The following is a 20,043-nucleotide window of genomic DNA, read 5'->3' on the forward strand; positions in this document are numbered from 1 at the left end:
CCCTTCCCTTTTCGAGCGGCCCTTTTCGACCGGTCTCTTTCGAAACGGATCAGCGGCCGCGGGCCAGGGCCAGGGCCTCGGTCAGGGCCTCGCGGTCGCCGACATGATTGGCGAGGATCAGGATCAGCCGCGCGTTCAGCGCCTGGCTTTCGGGATCGGACAGCCCGCGATGGGCGGCCAGCAATTCGGCATAGAACCCGTCGGGATCGGGCAGGTTAGGATCGGTGATCAGCTTCATTCCCGTCCCTCCCACATCGCCCGCAGCGCGGCGGTGATATCGCGGGGCTCGGCCATGATCCAGCGCGCCGCCACTACCCGGTCGGGCCGGATCAGGTAAAGCGCCCGTTCGGCATCGCCCAGATAGCGCGCCCTGAGCGTCGGGTCGGCCCGAAGCGCCAGCGCCGGAACCGGCAGGCCTTCGGGCGCGGCGCAGTTGATCGCCAGCACCATCGGTCCGGTCCCCAGCTCGTCCAGCAGCCAGCCATTGCCGATCCGCGCTTCGGGCGCGACCGCGCCGGCGCGGGCATCGGCGGGCAGCAGCGTGTCGTCGGGCGCGCCGGTCCGATAGATGCAGGGCACGGCCAGCCGCCCGGCATTGACCCATTCTCGGGCAAAGGCGGTCTTGCGCGCAAGCGCCAGAACCTGGTCCCGGAACAGGCGCTCGACCCCGGGGGCGGGCGAGATGAAATCGGCCGACCGGGCGGAATCGCGCAGGTTCTCGTCGGCGGCCTGCAGCCGCTCGCGGTTGTAGCTGTCCAGCAGCCCCTCATCGGCCCGGCCCTCGAGAACGGCCGCCAGTTTCCAGCCCAGATTCTCGACGTCCCGCAGCCCGGCATTGGCGCCCCGGGCCGAGAAGGGCGGCACCAGATGCGCGGCATCGCCGAGGAAGATCACCCGGCCATGGACGAACTCGGCCAGCCTGCGGCTCTGGAAGGTGTAGACGCTGACCCATTCGAGGTCGAAATCGGGACCGACCACGGCCTGGATCCGCGGGATCACCCGGTCCGGCCGGACCTCCTCGGCGACATTGGCATCGCGGCCGAGCTGCAGGTCGATGCGGTAGATATTGTCGGCCTGCGGCATCAGCATCGCCGACTGGCCGGAATGGAAGGAGGGGTCGAACCAGAACCAGCGCTCGGCCGGGAAATCGGCCTCCATCTCGATATCGGCGACCATGAAGCGCTCTTCGTGGAAGGCGCCGTCCTCCAGATCCAGATCCAGCAGCGCCCGGGTCAGCGAGCGGGCGCCGTCGCAGGCCAGCAGATAATCGGCGGTCAGCCGGTAGGAGCCATCCGGCGTCTTGACCGACAGCTCGACCCCGTCGCCGGTCTGATCGACGCCGGTCAGCCGGTTGCGGAAGCGCAGGTCGATCAGCGGCTCGGCCAGGGCGCGCTCGATCAGGATGTCCTCGACATGGTATTGCTGCAGATTGGCGAAGGGCGGGAACCGGTCGGCATCGGTCCCGGCCATGTCCATGCTGAAGATCTCGACATCGCCATGGCTGATTCGCCCGATGCTCCAGGGCACGGCCTGCGCCATGATCCGGTCGGCGATGCCGAGCCGGGCGAAGAATTGCAGGCTTCGCTGCGACCAGACAATGGCGCGCGAGCCGACCGTGATCGCGGATTTGTCCTCCAGCACCACCGAGGCGATGCCGAGCCGCGCGAGGTTCAGCGCCATCGTCAGCCCGACCGGTCCCGCGCCCACCACCACGACGCGGTGACGCGGCTCGGGCCCGCTCAGGCCGGGCGCTGCGGAATAGGGAAGAGGCTTGTCGTCATAGGCCATCACGCATCCTCCAGCGGCGGCCCGTTGCGGGGCAGGACCGGGTCGGCGCGTCGGCGGATCTGCCTGATCTGGAGGCACGGAAGCACGATAATCCCGGCGCGACCCGCAGGTCGCCGCGGACGGCCCCTCTCCTCATCGCAGTCTCCCACACCGGTTCTTGTTCTTGTCCGCTGTTCAGGGGGTAACCTCTGCTACTCGACAGGGCTCTGCAACCGGTTTTTTCAGACTGGATTTACGGCCCCGCCGGGGTCAGGCTGACGCTTGTGGAGCGCCGGAGCGCCGCGCGTGCAGCCCGGGGAGGCGGCCCGCTGGCGGATCATGTGGGAGGAGCTTGAAGATGAGCGGAGTAGTGATCCTTGGAGCGGCGCGGACCGCGATCGGCACCTTCGGAGGCAGCCTTGCGGGCGTGCCGCCGATCGCGCTGGGCGCGACGGTGTCGAAGGCCGCGCTGGCGCGGGCCAGGCTTCCGGCCGACCGGGTCGGGCAGGTGGCCTTCGGCCATGTCATCAATACCGAGCCGCGCGACATGTATCTCGGACGGGTCGCGGCGATGGAGGCGGGTGTGCCCGACACGGTGCCCGCGATGAATGTCAACCGGCTCTGCGGGTCAGGGGCGCAGGCCATCGTGTCGGTGATGCAGGCGCTGATCCTGAACGAGGCCGATTTCGGGCTGGCGGGCGGTGCCGAATGCATGAGCCGGTCGCCCCATATCCTGGCCGATGCGCGCTGGGGCCGGAAGATGGGCGACACGCCCGCGGCCGACATGATGCTGGGCGCGCTGACCTGTCCGTTCGGGTCCGGCCATATGGGTGTGACCGCCGAGAATGTGGCCGAGGCCCATGGCGTGTCGCGGGCCGATCAGGACGCCTTCGCGATGCAGAGCCAGGAGCGCGCGGCCTGGGCCATCGCCGAGGGCCGCTTCGACGACCAGATCGTTCCGGTCGAGGTGCAGCATCGGCGCGAGACCGTCGCCTTCCGGGTCGACGAGCATCCGAAGGCCACGACCCTTGATGGCCTGGCCGGGCTCCGGCCAGCCTTCCGCAAGGACGGCTCGGTCACGGCGGGCAATGCCAGCGGCATCAACGATGGTGCGGCTGCCGTGGTTCTGGCCCGCGAGGAGGCGGCCGAGGCGGCCGATCTGGTGCCGCTGGCCCGGATCCTCGGCTATGCCCATGCCGGGGTGGCGCCCGAGGTGATGGGGATCGGGCCGGTGCCCGCGGTCGAGGCGCTCTGCGCGCGGACCGGGCTGACGGTCGACGATTTCGACGTGATCGAAAGCAACGAGGCTTTCGCCGCGCAGGCGCTGGCGGTCAGCCGGATGCTGGGGTTTGATCCGGCGAAGGTGAACCCCAATGGCGGCGCCATCGCGCTTGGCCATCCGGTCGGGGCGACCGGGGCGATCCTGACGGTGAAGGCGCTTTACGAGCTGCAACGCACGGGTGGCCGCCGCGCACTGGTGACCATGTGCATCGGCGGCGGTCAGGGGATCGCGCTGGCACTGGAGCGGATCTAGCCCGGCGCGGCGGTGGCCCCTTGCGGGGCCGCTGTTTTACTGGGGCGCGCCCCTGCCGGGCGCGCCGTTTCGGGTATTTCTGCCAAGAAGAAACGGCAAGTTCGGTTGTGTCAGTCGATCAGGTGCAGGCGCGCGCGGGCGGCATGTCCGGTGGCGTCGATGGCCGAAAGGGTGACGAAGCCCGGGCCCGGTGCGGGCAGCGCGGCGGTTCGGTGGCGCAGGCCGGTCGCGATCGGTCGGCCATCGGCCAGCAGGGTGAAGGGGGGCGTGCCGCCCGCGAGCTTGACCGTGAGGGTCGCGCCGTCGAGGGCCAGATCGGCGCCGTCGGGCGGGAAGGCCAGCCGCAGCGGGTCGGTGCCCTGGCTCGCGCCCGGTCGGGCGAAGCGGCGCAGCGGCGCGGACAGGGCGTTGTTCGTCGCGATCAGCGTGCCGGGCGGGGGCGGCGGAAGCGCCTCGGGCGGGCCGAGCCGGGCGAAGGCGTCGAACAGGAGCGGTGCTGCGCGGTCGGCGCCGAAGGCGCCCGGCACCGGGGTGCCGTCGGCGCGGCCGATCCAGACCGCCACGACATGGCGTCCGTCGAACCCCACCGCCCAAGCGTCGCGATGGCCGTAGGAGGTGCCGGTCTTGAAGGCGATCCGGCCCTGGGGCGCGCTGGCGGGCGCGGGCACGCCGCGCAGGATGTCGCCGACCTGCCAGGCGGCTTCGGGGGGCAGGACCGGGGCGCCCTCGGCCACGGGGGCCGCGCCGATGCGCCAGTGAAGCGGCACCGGGCGCCCGCCCTCGGCCAGCGCGGCATAGAGCCGGGCGAGGTCTTCGAGCGTCAGGCCGAGCCCGCCCAGCGCGATGGCAAGCCCGGGCGGGCCGTCGGGCAGGGCCGGCCTTGCGCCCGCGCGTTTCAGCCTTGCCAGCAGCCGGGCCGGGCCAAGTGCCTCGGTCAGGGCCACGGCGGGGATGTTGAGCGAGGCCTGAAGCGCGGCGCGGACCGGCAGGGTGCCGCGGAAGCGGCCGTCGAAATTCGACGGGCGATAGGTGCCGAAGGCGGTCGGGCGGTCCTCGATCAATGTTTCGGGATGGGCGAGCCCCTCGGCGAAGGCGAGACCGTAGATCAGCGGTTTCAGGGTCGAGCCGGGCGAGCGCGGCGCCCGCGCCATGTCGACGAAGCCGTCGCGGGCGGTATCGGTGTAATCGGGGCTGCCGATCTCGGCCAGGATCTCGCCGCTTTGGTGATCGGCCACGATCAGCGCCGCCGAGAGCCGCGCGCCCATCGGGCGGACGGTGTCGCGGACAAGCGTTTCAAGCCGCGCCTGCAGGCCTGCATCGAGGGTCAGGCGATGGAGGCGCGCCCCCGGCTCGGCGGCGCGGGCGCGGTCGGCCAGATGGGGCGCCAGCTCGGGGAAGGGACGGCGGGTTTCGGGCACCGGGCTTCGGGCGGCGCGGGCGGCGGTCTCGGGCTCGAGAACGCCCGCCTCTGCCATCCGCGCCAGCACCCGGTCGCGGGCGGCCCGGGCGGCATCGGCCGCGCGGTCGGGGCGGCGGGTTTCGGGCGATTGCGGCAGCGCCACCAGAAGCGCGGCTTCGGCCGGGCTCAGGCGCGCGGGCGGCTTGCCGAACCAGGCGAGGCTGCCTGCCGCGATGCCTTCAAGATTGCCGCCGAAGGGCGCGCGGGCGAGGTAAAGCGCAAGGATGCCGTCCTTCCCGATCCGCCGTTCCAGCGCCAGCGCCACCCGCATCTGCCGGAGCTTGCCCGCCCAGTGCCCGGTGCCGCTGTCTTCCAGAAGCCGCGCCGTCTGCATCGACAGCGTCGAGCCGCCCGAGACGATCCGTCCATGGGCCAGCGCCTGGCCCGCCGCCCGCAAAAGCGCGAGCGCGTCGATGCCGGGATGGGACCCGAACCGGCGGTCCTCATAGGCGACGAGCATCCTCAGATAAAGCGGATCGACCCGGTCGGGGCTGGCCGCCAGCCGCCAGCGGCCGTCCTCGACGGTATAGGCACGCAGCAGCGTGCCATGCCGGTCGAGCACCTCGACCGAGGTCTCGGCAGCCAGCGGCGGCAGTATCGTCGCGTCGATCCAGGCGTCGGCCGCATCGCGCGCGGCGGCGCCGAGGAACAGCACCGCCGCCAGAGCGGGCAGAAGCGCCCTCATGGCGTGACGCTGGCGCGGCTCGTATCGCTCCAGGCGCGGCGGTCGGGGCGGTACATGTCCTCGACGCTGGCAGCGGGGGCGCGGTAGCTGCCGGGGGCCGTGGCGCGCAGGATATAGGCCAGCCGGAACGGATCGCTCGAACCCCAGTCGATGGCGGCGAGGAACCGGTCCTGCCTTGCCTCGCTGTGGCGGACCTCGGCGGTGGTGCCAAGCCAGTCGAGGGCCCGGATGTCGCCCGCCCTGAGCAGGTTCGGATTGTCGATCTCGAAGCCCGCCGGGATCGGGTCGGCGACCATCAGCCTTGCCCGGTCGTCCGAGAATGGCGTGACCTCCAGCACCGTCACGATCCGGGTGCCCTGCGGCACGGCGTCGAGCGTGACCGGATCGCCCTCCAGCGTGTAGTGGCGGCGCGAGATGGCATAGCCGTTGCCGCCCGCGGGGCCGGGCATTTCGGGCACGCCGAAGCTGGTGACGGTCAGCGTCTCGGGGCGGCCGCTGTCATTGCCCAGCACGGCCGGGCCGTCGCCGGGGGCCAACAGCCGGACCAGAGGTCCGGTCAGGGGCGCGCCGTTCAGGGTGAAGCCCCCGCCTCCGGTCGCGGTCCCGGGCCGGTCGATCAGCTCATGGGTGGCCAAGAGCATCCAGCTGGCCTCCTGGGTCGATAGGGGCCGGTCGGTCGCCGCCAGATAGCCGGTCAGCGCGTCGCGGTCGACGACGGAGCTGCCCGCCGCGACGGCCAGCGTCAGAAGCCCCGCCGCGTCGCGCAGGTCGGTGCCGTAATCGCTCCGCCAGACCGGTGGTTCGTCCCGGCCCATCCGCCCGGCCATCATCCGGGCCGCGCGGGCGAACATCCTGTCGGCCCGCGTCGGGGCGCCATAGGCGGCCAGCGCCGCGCCAAGCTGCCCGGCGGCCAGCGGCGTCGCGAAGGCCCCGGCCCTGGTGTCGGCATAATAACGCAGGTCGGCCATCGCGGCCCTGCCCTCGCGCGCCAGCACCATCAGCGCATAGGCGATATCCTCGCCGCCGCTGTCGAAATCGGGCGCGTAATTGACCCGGTTCCGGAGGTTGTCGAGCGCCATCCCGAAGGCCCGGTCGGGCACCGCCACGCCCTGTGCGCGGGCCCGCGACAGGAAATCGGTGACATAGGCATCGAGCCAGAAATCGCCCGAGCCCGGCGCCCAGAGCCCGAACCCGCCCGAGGGAGACTGGTTCGCCAGCACCTCGGTCACGGCCCGGTCCAGACGGTCGGCCAGATGCGCGCGGGTGCCGAGCCCCAGCGCCTCGGCCAGCTGGTCGAGATAGAGCAGCGGCAGCGCCTGCGACGTCACCTGCTCGGTGCAGCCATAGGGATAGCGGTCGAGGCTTGCCAGCAGCCCCGCCGCATCGAGCCGCGCGACCGGGCCGAGCGCCAGCGTCGCCCTTCCGGTGCCGGGCCGCATGTCGGCGAACAGCGCGTCATCGGCGGTGAAGCTCTGCCCGTCGGCAAGGGTAAAGCGCGATCTGCGCATGATCTCGGGATCGGTGACCTCGACCGGCAGGGTCAGGGTCCGGGTCAGCCGCTTGCCGTCGGGCGTGCTCAGCGCGACCTTTACATGCTGCACCCCCGGCGCGCCCGCGGTGATCGGGATCGACAGCGCGGTCTTGCCGCCCCGGGCCAGCTCGACCGCCTCGGGGATCGTGGCCGGATCGAGGGTGACGCCCTCGGCGGTGACGCTCAGCGGCATCCGGCCCGCCGGGCCCTCGGCATGGACAAGCTCCAGCAGCAGGCGGCTTTCATCGCCGGGCGCAAGGAAGCGCGGCAGGCTGGCCGTCACCACCACTGGATCGCGGATCAGGATATCGGCCTCGGCCTGGCCGACCCCGGTCGGCGACCAGGCGACGGCCATCAGCCGGAGCGTGCCGTTGAAGGCGGGGATGTCGAGGCGGGCATGGGCGATCCCGTCTTCGCCCACCGTCACCGGCCCCGAGAACAGCGCGACCAGCTCTTCGGTCGGGGGCGGCGCCTGACGGCGCATCCCGGCCGTGCTGTCGCCGCCCGAGCGCACCGTGCCCATGGCGCCGTTCAGCCCGTCGATGAGCCGCCCGTAGACGTCGCGCAGCCCCATTCCCAGCTTTCTCTGCCCGAAATAATGCCCGTCGGGGTCGGGGCTGGCAAAGCCGGTGACGTTCAGGATGCCCAGATCGACCGCGGCGATGGTGGCATATGCCGTCTCGCCGGGGGCGATGCCCCCGACCTTCAGCGCGATGTCGAGCGGCTGGCGCGGCCCGGCCTCGGCCGGGACCTCGAAGGCGGCCGACAGCCGGTGCGGGCCGGGATCGACCGTGGCATGCGCAAGCCCCAGCGCCCGGGTGGGGTTGTGGCCCGCTGGCAGGTCCATCGGCCGGATCAGCGTCGCGGCGACATAGGCCCCCGCGCCCCAGTCATCGGTCACCGGCAGGCGGATGACATTCTCGCCCTCGGTCAGATCGACCGGCACCATGTCGATCAGCCGGTTCGACATCACCGTGACCAGCCCCTTGCCGGGCTGGCGCGGCACGATCCTCAGCGTCGCGGTCTCGCCGGGGCGATAGGCGGGCTTGTCGAGCGACAGTTCCAGCATGTCGGGCGTGGTGCTGGCATCGGCGGGCGCGTACCAGCCGGCCTCGAAGGCGACCGCCGCCTCGGCCCAGGCGCCCTCGCGACGCTCGGCCACCAGCTCGTAGCGGCCCCAGCGCACCGGCACCGCGATCGAGGCGCGGCCATCCTCGGGCCGGGTCTCGCCCTCGGAGATGCGCTCGCGGCTGGTGATCGGCTCCCACTTCCAGTCGTCATCGACGCGGTACCATTGATAGCGGGTCTCGACCCGGTTCAGCGCCCAGTGCAGCGGCGTGTTCTCGGGCTGTCCGTCGGCGCCGAGCGCGATCAGATCGAACCCGGCCTCGGCGCCCTCGGGCAGGTCGCCGTCAAAGCGCGGCTTGATCCCGACCATCGGGCCCGAGGGCTTGACTGGCCGGGTGAGGCTGCGTTCGACCGGGCGGCCCGAGCCTTCGGACAGGCGCAGGGTGATCCGGGCCTCGACCGGCTTGCCCTCGGCCTTGAGGGCGGGCAGCGTCAGCCCGATCTGGGCCTGGCCCGCCGCATCGGTGCGGCCCGCGCCCACGATCAGGGCCATTGCGGGTGCTATCTCGGTATCGTAGCGGCCGAAGACGAAGCCGGGATAGTCGGGCAGACCGGCGGCGGCGGCCAGTCGCACCTCGCCCTCGATGGGCAGATCGGCCCCCGGCGCTCCGAACAGATAGCGTGCCTCGACCGACAGAAGCGGCGGGGCGGCGGGGTCGATGGGTGCCTCGGGCAGGCCGAGCTCGAAGTCGATCCGTTCGGGCAGGAAATCCTCGACCAGGATCCTGGCCGAGGCCAGCGCGGGGGCCTCGGGATCGGCATATAGATCGAGCGTCCAGGTGCCGCGCGGTGCGGTTCCGGCGATGTCGAGGTCGAAGACATGGCCGCCCGCGATGCCGCCCGGCGACAGCTGGCGGGCATGTTCCAGCCCGTCGGGGCGCGACAGGATCGCGGTCAGCGGCAGATCGGCGATGGCCTCGGCGCGGTCGTCGCGGGCCAGCGCGGTCGCATGAACGGTCTCGCCGGTGCGGTAGGCGCCGCGATCGGTGGTCAGGAAGACATCGATGGGCGGCGCGGGCTCGCGGCCCTCGACGCCCCGGTCCGAGAGGTCGAATTCGGGATCGGTCAGCGACAGGAAGGCGATGTCTTCGGTTCCGTCCTCGGCGGTCAGCATGGCGGGGGCGGCGCCCGCGCGTCCGCGCGTGAGCCCGGGTTCGAACCGGGCATAGCCCTGCGCGTCGGTCATCGCGGTGCCCAGCACCGCATTCGCGCGGGACAGAAGCGAGACCTTGATCCCGGCCTTCGGTTCGGCACTGCCAAGCGCGCGCACGAAGACATGCAGCCCGTCGGTGCCGCTCATGCTGGCAAGCCCCAGATCGGACAGCACGAACCACTGGGTCGCGGCGGGCATCTCATAGGGGTCCTCGCCCGGGATCGCGGCGCTCAGCGCGTAAACCCCGGCCGGCTGGCCCGCCAGCGCCTCGTTCAGCGGCAGCCGGGTGGTCACGTCGCGGTTCAGATCGCTCCCGACCTCGGCATGGCCCGACCAGACCTTCCGGGCCAGATCGGTCGAGACGGCCTCTTCCTGCCAGGGCGAGATCGCCTGTCCGAAATAGCCGTCCTGCACCGACCGCAGCAGGTTCCGGTCGGACATCCGGTAAAGCGTCAGATCGAGCCGGTCGGAATTGACGGTCACGACCGGCAGCGCGGTGCCGCCAGCCTTCGGCAGCACATAGGCGCGGCCCGGGAACCGCACCGAGGGGCTGCGGTCGCGTACATACTGGGTCAGCGTCACCGGCTTTGCCAGCGTCTCGCCGCTTGCGGCGGGCAGCCCGCTGCGCAAGGTCAGCCGGTAGCTTTCGCCATGGCTCAGCCCCTCGACGCAAAGCCGCCGGTCCTCGACGGTGACGGCCAGGCCCGGGTCGGGCAATTGCACGAAGGGGGCGTAGTCGGTCCCGGCCTTGACCAGATCCTCGGAGAATTCGGCGCAGATCCGGGGCCGGGCGGCATCGCTTTCGACCACGGTGTCGGTGATCCGGAAGCCGTATTTGCCGATGGCGTCCTCCAGCCGCGCCTGCAAACCGTCCCGGGGCGCGAGGGTCTGTGCCAGCCGCAGCGCCGGGATCATGTCGCGGCCACGGCCCAGATCCTCGAGCGCGCCCGCCATCACCCCGAGCGCGCGGGCGCGGAGCGCCGGGGTCCCGCCGCGCAGATAGGCGTTGACCGACGCCGACAGCGCCGCGGCGCGGGCCCGTCGCCGGGCAGCCCTGTCCTCGGGCGAGAGCGCGGCGGTGGCGGCGGCATAGTCCGCCCAAGCGGCGGCATCGTCGCTCAGCGCGACCGCGGCGCCCAGCAGTCGGCGCGCCTCGGCCGGCCGGTTCGCGGCGCGGGCAGAGGCTGCCGCGCGGTGCAGCTCGTCGAGGGTGGCGCCGTCGACCGGATGGTCCTGCGGAAGCTTCTCGGCCTGCGCGCGGGCCTCGGCCAGATCGCGGTCGCGCAAGAAGTCGAGCTCGGCGGCGCGTGTCGGGGCGGCGGCGAGGGTCGCCGGGTCGGTCGCCACGATCCGGGCCGAGACGGCGCCGGCATAGGGCGTGGGGGCCTCGGCCCGGGCCTTGGGGAAACAGGCGCTCGAGCGGGCGTTGAAGGTGAAGGCGGCGCAGCGCGTGTCGCTCAGGCAGGCCCTCAGGCAGCCGGGCAGGTCGGTATCGAGCAGGGTCCTGAGGTCGCCGCCCGGAAAATCCATGTCGCGCCAGAGCACCGCGCGCCGGTCGGGCAGCGGGTTGTCGGCGGAGGCGGCTACCGATTGCGCCGCGGCGCCGCCTGCCAGGGTCGCAAGGACGGTGATGGCAAGGGCCATGAGGGCGGCGGAACGGGCCATCTTGGCCTCCTTGTCAGGCTGAAATCATGCGGATGCTGGCACGTCCTGCGCGCAGTTTGCAAGGATTCCCGCCCGCGTTAATCGCCTGTTCATGCTGGCGCGGCCAATACCGGAGAAACGGGATCAGGGGGTCCGGAATGGATCTTCACGACAAGCTGGCCAGAGAGCGTCGCGCCCGCCTGGCGGCAGAACGTCTGCTGGAACGCAAAAGCCGCGAGCTGTTCGACGCGAACCGCAGGCTCGCGCTGCAGGCCCGTGCCCTGTCCGAAGAGGTCGACCAGACCCGCCAGGCCGCCGACGAGCTGCGCGGCTGCAATGACAAGGTGATGACCGAGCTGGCCGAGGTCTCGAAGGCCTTCACCGTCGCCAAGCAGCGGCTCTGGGACTCGCTTGAAACCGTCAGGGACGGCTTTGCGCTGTTCGGTGCAGACGACCGGCTGGTGATCGGCAACAAGGCCTTCTTCGATCTGTTCGAGGGGCTCGAGGAGGTCATCCCCGGCATCCGCTATGACGAGATCATCCGGCTGGCGGTCGAGGAGGGGGTGTTCGACATCGGCCAGGAACGGCCACAGGAATATGCCGAGACCCTGCTGTCGCGCTGGCATCTCGATCCGGTGCCCCCGCGCGTGGTCCGGCTCTGGACCGGCGAATATCTCAAGCTGACCGACCGCCGCACGCCCTCGGGCGACATGGTCTGTCTTGCGATCAACATCACCGACATGATGCGGATGTGGGCCGCGCTCGAGGCGATCCCCGACGCCTTCGTGCTGTACGATGCCGAGGACCGTCTGGTGATGTGCAACGACCGCTACCGCGAGTTCTATGCCGAAAGCGCCCAGGCGATGGTTCCGGGCGCGCGGTTCGAGGACATCCTGCGCCAGGGGCTGGCAAATGGTCAGTATCCCGAGGCGGTCGGGCGCGAGGAAGACTGGCTGACCGAACGGCTGGTCAACCACCAGAAGGCCAGCAGCCCGGTCGAGCAACGCCTTGCCGACGGGCGCTGGCTGCGCATCTTCGAACAGCGCACCCCCGATGGCGGCATCGTCGGGCTCCGGGTCGACATCACCGAGCAGAAGCGTCAGCAGGAGGCGCTTGAACAGGCCCGTGTCGCCGCCGAGGCCGCGAACCGTGCCAAGTCGGCCTTCCTGGCCAATATGAGCCACGAGCTGCGCACGCCGATGAACGGGGTCGTCGGCATGGCCGAGATCCTGTGCGAGACCGAGATGTCCGAGGAACAGCGGCTTTACGCCCATACCATCCGCGAATCGGGCGAGGCGCTGCTGGGGCTTCTCAACGATGTGCTCGACTATTCGAAGATCGAGGCCGACAAGCTGACCCTGAACCCCGCCCCCTTCGATCTGGAACGGATCATCCATGAGGTGGTCACGCTGTTGCAGGCCCCGGCGCGGGACAAGCGGCTCGACATGCTGATCGACTACGACATCTTCCTGCCGACCCGCTTCATCGGCGACGGGGCGCGGCTGCGTCAGATCCTGACCAATCTCGTCGGCAATGCGGTCAAGTTCACCGAAGAGGGCCATGTGCTGGTGCGGGTGGTCGGTTTCGAGGATGCGTCGGGCCGCTACCAGATTCACCTGATCGTCGAGGATAGCGGGATCGGCATCGCGCCTGACCTGCAGGAGCATATCTTCGGCGAGTTCAACCAGGTCGACGACCAGGAGAACCGCAAGTTCGAGGGGACCGGGCTGGGGCTGGCCATCACCAAGCGGCTGATCGAGATGATGGAGGGAGAGATCTGGCTGGTCTCCGGAAAGGGCGAGGGCGCCTGTTTCGGCATCCGCCTGACGCTGCCGGTCTGCGAGGAGGCCGACGCGCTTCCGGCCGCGCCCGCGACCCGTGCCCGGCGCGTTCTGGTCGTCGACGATCAGGAGGTGAACCGCACCATTCTCGAACGTCAGCTCGGCCAGCTCGGGCTGGAGGTCGTCAGCCATATCTGCGGCGAGCTGGCGCTGCAGGAGACAGGACGCTTCGATCTAGTGGTCACCGATCACCGCATGCCCGGCATGGACGGCATGTCCCTGGCCCGTGCCCTGCGCGATGGCGGCTATGACGGCCCGATCCTGATGCTGTCCTCGAACCCGACGCGGATGCGGGCGGCCGACGATCCGGTCGCCAGCGGGGTCGATCTCGTGCTGCAGAAGCCGCTCCTGCGCCGGGCGCTCTACGAGGCGGTGGCCCAGCTCGCGCCGCCCGCGGCGGGGCAACCGGCCCGGCTGCCTGCCCCTCCGGCCCCGGCCGGGGCGCCGGTCGCCCCTGACGCGGTCCCGATGCGGATTCTGGCGGCGGAGGACAACCGCACCAACCGGCTGGTCCTAGAAAAGATGCTGGACGGGCTCGCGCTCGACATCCGCTTCGTGAAGGATGGCGACGAGGCGGTGGCGGCCTTCTCCGAAGCCCGGCCCGACCTGATCCTGATGGATATCTCGATGCCCGGCTGCGACGGCAAGGAGGCGACCCGCCGGATCCGCGCGCTCGAGGCCGGATCGGATCTCGCCCCGGTGCCGGTGGTGGCGCTGACCGCGCATGCGATGATCGACGATGTCGACGCGATCCTCGCGGCCGGGCTGAACGGCTGTTTGACCAAGCCGCTGCGCAAGGCCGAGATCGTCGAGACGCTAGAGGCCTACCGCCCCGATGGCTGCCTGCCGATCCGGATGGCGGGCACGGGCTGAGCCCCGGCGCGCCCGGGGCTCAGTCCGCGTCGCTGCCGCGCAGGAAGACCAGGCTGCTCTCATCCGACACGTCGGGCCGGAACCGGTAGCCGCCCGCGTCGAACTCCTTCAGCGCCTCGGGATCGGTCAGGCCATGTTCGACGATGAAGCGCGCCATCGCGCCGCGCGCCTTCTTGGCGTAGAAGCTGACGATCTTGGGACCCGAGGGCCGTTCCTCGAAAAACACGGGCGTGACGACCTTGGGTTTCAGCGCGGCCCGGTCGGCGGCGGTGAAATATTCCTTGCTGGCGCAGTTGACCAGAATGTCCGTGCCCGCTGCCTCGGCCGCGCGGTTCAGCGCCTCGGCGACCCGGTCGCCCCAGAAATCGTACAGGCAGCTGCCGTGCTCGGTCGCCAGACGGCTGCCCATTTCCAGCCGGTGCGGCTGGATCGCATCGAGCGGGCGCAAGAGCCCGTAAAGCCCCGACAGGATGCGCAGATGGCTCTGGGCAAAGCGCAGGGCGTCGGCATCGAGCGAGGCGGCGTCGAGCCCGGCATAGGTGTCGCCGTCGAAAAGATGGACGGCCGGTTTCACCGCCTCGGGCGCGGGATCGGCCTGAAACCCCGCGAAGCGGGCGGCATTGAGGCTGGCGAGGCTGTCGCTGATATGCATGAGCCGCTTGAGCGCGTCGGGCGACAGCTGTGCCGCGACCCCGGCCAGCTGGGTGGCCTCGGCCTGGAACTCGGGCCGCGTCGTCCCGGCCATCTCGGGGCCGGGCTTTTCGTCAAGCCGTTTGGCGGGCGAAATCACCACAAGCATCGGGAACCTCCTGCATGTTCGGGGGACTGATAGCAGCCCTGCGGCCGGGGTAAAGGCCCGGGCGGGCCTGTCAGCCCTCGGCCAGCACGTCGAGGAAGGCGGCGCCGAAGCGGTCGGCCCGGCGCTCGCCCAGAAGCCGGGTCAGCGTGCCCATGTCCGCGGGCCGGATCTCGGCCAGCTTGGCGACCTGCGAGGCGGTGCAGCTCAGCGGCTTTTCGCAGCCATCCGCGCCCCGGGCCAGCCGCGACTGGGTTTGCATCAGCCGGTCGTAAAGCGTGGCGGCGGCGCCCCCCGCCAGCTTGCGCCGGGCGGGGTGGGGCAGATCGGTACCCGAGCCGGTGATGACCGCCAGGAACTCGGCGCCGTGGCGTTCCAGCTTGGTGGCGCCGACGCCCGAGATCCGCGCCATGGCGTCGAGGCTCGCGGGGCGGGTCTCGGCCATCTCGATCAGGGTGCGGTCGGTGAAGATGATATAGGCGGGCACGCCCGCGGCCTCGGCCAGCGCGCGGCGCTTGGCCTTCAGCGCCGACAGCAGCGGCGCGTCCTCCTCGCTGACCAGCATCCTGACGGCGGGCCGGGCGGCGGCGGCCGCGGCGATGGTGTCGCGGCGCAGCTCGATCGTGGCCTCGCCCTTCAGGATCGGGCGGGCGGGCTCCATCATCCGGAGCGCGCCGTGGCGTTCGGGATCGGGGCGGACCAGATCGCGGCCCATCATCTGGCGGAACACCGCCTGCCAGCCGCGCTTGTCGAATTCGCGCCCGACGCCGTAGGTCGGCAGCTTGTCATGGCCGCGCTCGCGGATCTTGGCGGTGTCGGCCCCGGTGAGAATGTCGATCAGATGGCCGGTGCCGAAATATTCGCCCGTCCGCAGCATCGCCGACAGCGCCTTGCGCACCGCCTCGGTGGCGTCGAACCGTTCGGGCGGGGTTTCGCAGAGATCGCAATGCCCGCAGGGTGCGGCCTCTTCGCCGAAATAGCCCAGCAGCGTCTGGCGGCGGCAGTCCATCGCCTCGGCCAGCCCCAGCAGCGCGTTCAGCCGGGCATGATCGGCGGCGCGGCGTTCCGGCGGCGCGGCCCCTTCATCGATCTGGCTGCGGCGCAGGCGAATATCCTCGGGGCCGTAAAGTGTCAGCGTGTCGGCGGGCGCGCCGTCGCGGCCCGCGCGGCCGATCTCCTGGTAATAGGCCTCGATCGATTTGGGCAGGTCGGCATGGGCGACCCAGCGGATATCGGGCTTGTCGATGCCCATGCCGAAGGCGACGGTCGCGACCACGATCAGCCCGTCCTCGGTCTGGAACCGGGCCTCGACCGCGCGGCGGTCCTGGGCCTCCATCCCGCCGTGATAGGAACAGGCGCTGTGGCCCTCGGCCTCGAGCGCCCTGGCAAGGCTTTCGGTCTTGGCGCGGGTGCCGCAATAGACGATGCCCGACTGGCCCTTGCGGGCGGCGGCATAGGCCAGGATCTGGCGGCGGGGCTGGTCCTTGGGGCTGAAGGCCAGCCGGATATTCGGCCGGTCGAAGCCCCTCAGGAAGGTTTCGGGCGCCTCGCCGTCAAACAGCCGGGTGACGATCTCGGCCCGGGTCTCGGCATCGGCGGTGGCGGTGAAGGCCGCCAGCGGCACGTTCAGCGCCCGGCGCAATTCGCCGATGCGCAGGTAGTCGGGGCGGAAATCATGGCCCCACTGGCTGACGCAATGGGCCTCGTCGACCGCGATCAGCCCGACCCCGATCCGGCGCAGCATGGCCGCGGTGCCGCCCGCGGCCAGCCGCTCGGGCGCCATGTACAGCAGTTTCAGCCGCCCGGCCTCGAGCGCCTCGAACACGGCGCGGGTTTCCTCGTCGGTATTGCCCGAGGTCAGCGCGCCCGCTGGCACCCCGGCCTCGGTCAGCCCGCGCACCTGGTCGCGCATCAGGGCGATCAGGGGCGAGATCACCACGGTCACGCCATCGCGCAGCAGCGCCGGAAGCTGGAAGCACAGCGACTTGCCGCCCCCGGTGGGCATGATCGCAAGCGTGTTGCGGCCCGAGGCCACCGCCTCGACGATGTCCTGCTGGCCGGGACGGAAGGCGTCGAAGCCGAAGATCGACTGCAAGAGGGCGTGGGGGCGGTCCATGGCGTCCATGGTGGTTTTTGAGGGCTGCTCGGTCGCGGGGACCATCCCACACTAACTGCGGGGGAACAACCCTCGGGGCCCCGCCACCGGAGCCCCGCAAGCCGTCAGCCCGTCAGACGAAGGCCATCATGTTGTTGGCGATGATGATCCGGAGCGCATAGATCGCGATCAGCACGATCAGCGGCGCCAGATCGAGCCCGCCGGTATCGGGCAGGATGCGGCGCACCGGCGAATAGAGCGGCTCGAGCAGCCGGTTCAGGCCGGACCAGATCTGGCGCACCAGCGGCTGGTAGATGTTGAGCACGTTGAAGCTGATCAGCCAGGACATGATGATCTGGACGATGATGATGAACCAGACGATGTCGAGGATCAGCAGGAGGATCTGGAACAGAGACAGCATGGGCAGGCCTTTCCTGGGGCGGTTGCCCCAGAGGTAGGCGGACAGGCGCCCGCGCGCAACGGGCTTTCGGTCACGCTTTCCGTCAGGGGAGACTTGACCCGGGGTCCGTGTCGCGCGACGCAGGGCTGCCCCAAGCGCGATGGAGCCGCCGATGTATCCGTTCTTCCGCCTCGCCAAGGAACTCTACCTGCACCGCAAGGCCGAGCCGCTGCCGCTCGACGGCATCCATGTCTCGCGCCATGTCTGCTGGCCCTGGGATCTCGACATGTGGATGGAGCTGAATAACGGGCGCACGCTGACCCTGCTGGATCTGGGGCGGCTGCCGCTGGCGCAGCGGGTCGGTCTGATCGGCGTGCTGAAACGCGAGCGCTGGGCGCTGACCATGGCCGGGGTCTCGGTGCGCTACCGCCGCCGGGTGAAGATGTTCGACAGCTTCGAGATCCGCAGCCGCTGCGTCGGCTGGGATGACAAGTTCCTTTATATCGAGCAGGGCATGTGGCGGCATGGCGACTGCGCCAATCATGCGCTTTACCGCGCGGCGGTGACCGACCGGAACGGCATCGTGCCGACGGCGCGGATGATGGCGGCGATGGGGCTCGCGCCCGAGACGCCGCCGCTGCCGGGCTGGGTGCAGGCCTGGATCGCGGCCGAGGCAGAGCGGCCCTGGCCGCCGATGACCGACTGAGCCGGACGCGCCGCCGGAGACCGGCGAAGACCGGGCGAAGACAGATTGCGGCCGGGGCCGAAAGCCTGTCAGATGCGCGGGTTTCGGGATGGCGCGGGCGGAGAGGCGATGACAGCGGTGACAGAGGCTGCGGCAGAGCGGCGGATCCGGGGCTGGTGGTTCTATGACTGGGCCAGCCAGCCCTATGCGACGCTTCTGCTGACCTTCATCTTCGCGCCCTATGTCAAGGACCTGCTGGGCGACGGCTCGGCCGCGCAGGCGGCCTGGGGCTATGGCGTCGGCGCGGCGGGGCTGGTCGTGGCGCTGCTGGCGCCGGCGCTGGGCGCGGTCGCCGATCGCAGCGGCTACCGGATGCGCTGGATCGTGCTGTTCTCGGGGCTTTACGTGATCGGCGCGGCCGGGCTCTGGTGCGCCGATCCGACCGGTTTCAGCCTGCCGCTGGTGCTGTGCTTCTTCGGGCTCGGGCTGGTCGGCATGGAATTCTCGGCGATCTTCGTCAATGCGATGCTGCCCGAGCTTGGTCCGCGCGCCGAGCTGGGGCGGATCTCGGGCTCGGGCTGGGCCTTCGGCTATGTCGGCGGGCTGATCGCGCTGGTGATCACGCTGGCCTTTCTGGCCGAGAACGAGACCGGGCGCACGCTGATCGGCCAGCCGCCGGTCTTCGGGCTCGACCCTGCCACCCGCGAGGGCACGCGGGCGGTCGGCCCGTTCGTGGCCATATGGTACGCGGTCTCGATGATCCCCTTCTTCCTCTGGCTGCGGCTGCCGCGCCGTCCCAGAACCGCGACCGTGGGCCGGGCGCTGGCCGAGGCCCTGCCCGAGCTAGGCCGGACCCTGAGGCGGCTGCCGCGCACGCCCAGCCTGCTGGCCTATCTGATGTCCTCGATGTTCTACCGCGACGCGCTGAACGGGATGTATGTGTTCGGCGGCATCTATGCCGCGGGCGTGCTGGGCTGGTCGGTGGTCGATGTCGGCGTCTTTGGCATCCTCGCGGTGATCGCCGCGGCGGTCTTCGCCTGGCTCGGTGGCCGGGCCGACCGCCGTTTCGGCCCGAAGCCGGTGATCGCGGTCTGCCTGGTGACGCTGATCGCGGCGGCGGTGCTGGCGATCTCGATCTCGCGCGAGGCGGTGCTGTGGCTGCCGGTCGCCCCGGGCTCGGCCCTGCCAGACATCGCCTATTACGCGGTCGGCGCGATCATCGGCGCGGCCGGCGGCGCGATGCAGAGCGCGAGCCGCACGATGATGGTGCGCCAGGCCAACCCCGCGCGGATGACCGAGAGCTTCGGGCTTTACGCGCTGTCGGGAAAGGCGACGAGCTTTCTCGCGCCGATGTCGATCGGGCTGGTGACCGATCTGAGCGGCTCTCAGCCCGCGGGGATTGTGCCTCTGGTTGTGCTTTTCCTGCTGGGGCTGGGTCTGCTAGGCTTCGTCCGGGCAGAGGGAGAACGGACGGAACGATGGCACGCACCCTGATCGGAACCTGTCTGGCCGTCCTGCTGGCGGTGTCGCTGGCGGCCCCCGCCCTTGCAGAGCCGACGGCGGCCTCGCTGTTCGGGGCCGAAAAGCGGGGCTCGCGGCAGGCGCCCCAACCCATCGGCACCTATGCCAGGGGCTGCGCCGCCGGGCTGGTGCAACTGCCCGAGACCGGCCCGACCTGGCAGGCGATGCGGCTGTCGCGAAACCGCAACTGGGGCCATCCCGAGACGATCGCCTTCATCCAGCGGCTGGGTGCCCGCGCCGCCGCCATCGGCTGGAAGGGCATCTATGTCGGCGATATCAGCCAGCCGCGCGGCGGGCCGATGACCAGCGGGCATGCCTCGCACCAGATCGGGCTCGATGTCGATATCTGGATGCTGCCGCCCAAGCGACTGACGCTGAGCCGGGCCGAACGCGAGTCGATCTCGTCGATTTCGGTGCGCTCGGCCGACCAGCGCCGGGTGAACGGCAATTATACCACCGCCCATGCCGCGCTGCTGCGTGCCGCGGCGATGGACCCGGCGGTCGACCGGATCTTCGTCACCGCCCCGGTCAAGGTCGAGATGTGCAGGCGCGCGACCCGGGCCGACCGCGACTGGCTGCAGAAGATCCGCCCGTATTACGGCCATCATTATCATTTCCATGTGCGGCTGAAATGTCCGCGCGGCGCGCGCAATTGTGTGACCCAGCGGCCGACGGTGGCCGAGCTGTCGAAGGGCGGCGATGGCTGCGACGAGACGCTGAACTGGTGGGTGACCGATTATCTCGACCCGCCGAAAAAGGCGGCCCGTCCGAAGCCGCCGGCCAAGCCCGCGCCGAAAAAGCGCGGCGCCCGCGACTACACCATGGACGACCTGCCGCGCGAATGCCGCAGGGTGCTGGCGGCCGACTGAGCGCTATTCGGGACTTGTCAGGCCGGGGCCTGGGCAGTAGGAAACCGCGTCCCGCGGGTGCA

Annotated in this window: 12 protein-coding genes; 5 read left to right on the forward strand and 7 right to left on the reverse strand. The window is 70.7% G+C overall.

Going from position 1 to position 20,043, the window contains the following annotated elements; all coding sequences use genetic code 11:
- Positions 1-49: 49 nt before the first annotated feature.
- Both A6W98_RS04455 and A6W98_RS04460 read right to left on the reverse strand, forming a co-directional pair.
- Positions 50-238 carry a DUF2783 domain-containing protein gene (locus A6W98_RS04455; protein ID WP_042458402.1) on the reverse strand — a complete coding sequence of 63 codons (189 nt, stop codon included), beginning with the start codon at positions 236-238 and terminating at the stop codon, positions 50-52.
- Entirely contained in the window at positions 235-1,788 is a 1,554-nt protein-coding gene (locus tag A6W98_RS04460; protein WP_042458405.1) for an FAD-dependent monooxygenase, read from the reverse strand. Before A6W98_RS04460 ends, A6W98_RS04455 begins: the two co-directional genes overlap by 4 nt.
- Positions 1,789-2,125: 337 nt before the next feature.
- Here A6W98_RS04460 and bktB point away from each other — a divergent pair, with 337 nt between their 5' ends.
- Entirely contained in the window at positions 2,126-3,301 is a 1,176-nt protein-coding gene (bktB, locus tag A6W98_RS04465) for a beta-ketothiolase BktB (protein WP_042458408.1), read from the forward strand.
- Between the two features lie 110 nt (positions 3,302-3,411).
- On the opposite strand, the gene pbpC is transcribed toward bktB, so the two are convergent.
- Positions 3,412-5,445 carry a penicillin-binding protein 1C gene (pbpC, locus tag A6W98_RS04470; RefSeq protein WP_042458411.1) on the reverse strand — a complete coding sequence of 678 codons (2,034 nt, stop codon included), beginning with the start codon at positions 5,443-5,445 and terminating at the stop codon, positions 3,412-3,414.
- Complete coding sequence (locus A6W98_RS04475) at positions 5,442-10,901, reverse strand: alpha-2-macroglobulin family protein (protein ID WP_042464539.1); 5,460 nt, start codon at positions 10,899-10,901, stop codon at positions 5,442-5,444. The genes pbpC and A6W98_RS04475 overlap by 4 nt, the downstream gene beginning before the upstream one ends.
- Positions 10,902-11,059: 158 nt before the next feature.
- On the opposite strand from A6W98_RS04475, the gene A6W98_RS04480 reads away from it, so the two are divergent.
- A complete protein-coding gene (locus A6W98_RS04480; protein WP_042458414.1) occupies positions 11,060-13,615 on the forward strand; it encodes a hybrid sensor histidine kinase/response regulator in 2,556 nt (851 codons plus the stop codon).
- 19 nt (positions 13,616-13,634) lie between these two features.
- Here A6W98_RS04480 and yaaA read toward each other — a convergent pair whose 3' ends face one another.
- The 3 genes from yaaA to A6W98_RS04495 all read right to left on the reverse strand — a co-directional run bounded on the left by yaaA (position 13,635) and on the right by A6W98_RS04495 (position 16,927).
- A complete protein-coding gene (yaaA, locus tag A6W98_RS04485; RefSeq protein ID WP_042458417.1) occupies positions 13,635-14,414 on the reverse strand; it encodes a peroxide stress protein YaaA in 780 nt (259 codons plus the stop codon).
- Positions 14,415-14,484: 70 nt separating this feature from the next.
- Positions 14,485-16,527, reverse strand: coding sequence for a DNA helicase RecQ (gene recQ / locus A6W98_RS04490; RefSeq protein ID WP_042464540.1), 2,043 nt, complete (start codon positions 16,525-16,527; stop codon positions 14,485-14,487).
- 112 nt (positions 16,528-16,639) lie between these two features.
- A complete protein-coding gene (locus A6W98_RS04495) occupies positions 16,640-16,927 on the reverse strand; it encodes a YggT family protein (protein WP_042458420.1) in 288 nt (95 codons plus the stop codon).
- Positions 16,928-17,078: 151 nt separating this feature from the next.
- Between A6W98_RS04495 and A6W98_RS04500 the strand changes: the two genes are divergently transcribed.
- From A6W98_RS04500 to mepA, 3 genes are all read left to right on the forward strand, one after another.
- Complete coding sequence (locus tag A6W98_RS04500; protein WP_042458424.1) at positions 17,079-17,612, forward strand: acyl-CoA thioesterase; 534 nt, start codon at positions 17,079-17,081, stop codon at positions 17,610-17,612.
- 108 nt (positions 17,613-17,720) lie between these two features.
- Positions 17,721-19,085: an MFS transporter gene (locus A6W98_RS04505; RefSeq protein ID WP_042464541.1), complete on the forward strand. Its 1,365-nt coding sequence runs from the start codon at positions 17,721-17,723 to the stop codon at positions 19,083-19,085.
- Complete coding sequence (gene mepA / locus A6W98_RS04510) at positions 19,070-19,981, forward strand: penicillin-insensitive murein endopeptidase (protein ID WP_042458427.1); 912 nt, start codon at positions 19,070-19,072, stop codon at positions 19,979-19,981. Before A6W98_RS04505 ends, mepA begins: the two co-directional genes overlap by 16 nt.
- Positions 19,982-20,043 lie beyond the last annotated feature (62 nt).

It is taken from the genome of Rhodovulum sulfidophilum DSM 1374, assembly GCF_001633165.1.
Taxonomy (GTDB): domain Bacteria; phylum Pseudomonadota; class Alphaproteobacteria; order Rhodobacterales; family Rhodobacteraceae; genus Rhodovulum; species Rhodovulum sulfidophilum.

Bases quoted from the DNA above. Each gene is read 5' to 3' on its own strand.
- A6W98_RS04455 (WP_042458402.1), bottom strand. From the start codon at position 238: ATGAAGCTGATCACCGATCCTAACCTGCCCGATCCCGACGGGTTCTAT.
- A6W98_RS04460 (WP_042458405.1), bottom strand. From the start codon at position 1,788: ATGGCCTATGACGACAAGCCTCTTCCCTATTCCGCAGCGCCCGGCCTG.
- bktB (WP_042458408.1), top strand. From the start codon at position 2,126: ATGAGCGGAGTAGTGATCCTTGGAGCGGCGCGGACCGCGATCGGCACC.
- pbpC (WP_042458411.1), bottom strand. From the start codon at position 5,445: ATGAGGGCGCTTCTGCCCGCTCTGGCGGCGGTGCTGTTCCTCGGCGCC.
- A6W98_RS04475 (WP_042464539.1), bottom strand. From the start codon at position 10,901: ATGGCCCTTGCCATCACCGTCCTTGCGACCCTGGCAGGCGGCGCCGCG.
- A6W98_RS04480 (WP_042458414.1), top strand. From the start codon at position 11,060: ATGGATCTTCACGACAAGCTGGCCAGAGAGCGTCGCGCCCGCCTGGCG.
- yaaA (WP_042458417.1), bottom strand. From the start codon at position 14,414: ATGCTTGTGGTGATTTCGCCCGCCAAACGGCTTGACGAAAAGCCCGGC.
- recQ (WP_042464540.1), bottom strand. From the start codon at position 16,527: ATGGACCGCCCCCACGCCCTCTTGCAGTCGATCTTCGGCTTCGACGCC.
- A6W98_RS04495 (WP_042458420.1), bottom strand. From the start codon at position 16,927: ATGCTGTCTCTGTTCCAGATCCTCCTGCTGATCCTCGACATCGTCTGG.
- A6W98_RS04500 (WP_042458424.1), top strand. From the start codon at position 17,079: ATGTATCCGTTCTTCCGCCTCGCCAAGGAACTCTACCTGCACCGCAAG.
- A6W98_RS04505 (WP_042464541.1), top strand. From the start codon at position 17,721: ATGACAGCGGTGACAGAGGCTGCGGCAGAGCGGCGGATCCGGGGCTGG.
- mepA (WP_042458427.1), top strand. From the start codon at position 19,070: ATGGCACGCACCCTGATCGGAACCTGTCTGGCCGTCCTGCTGGCGGTG.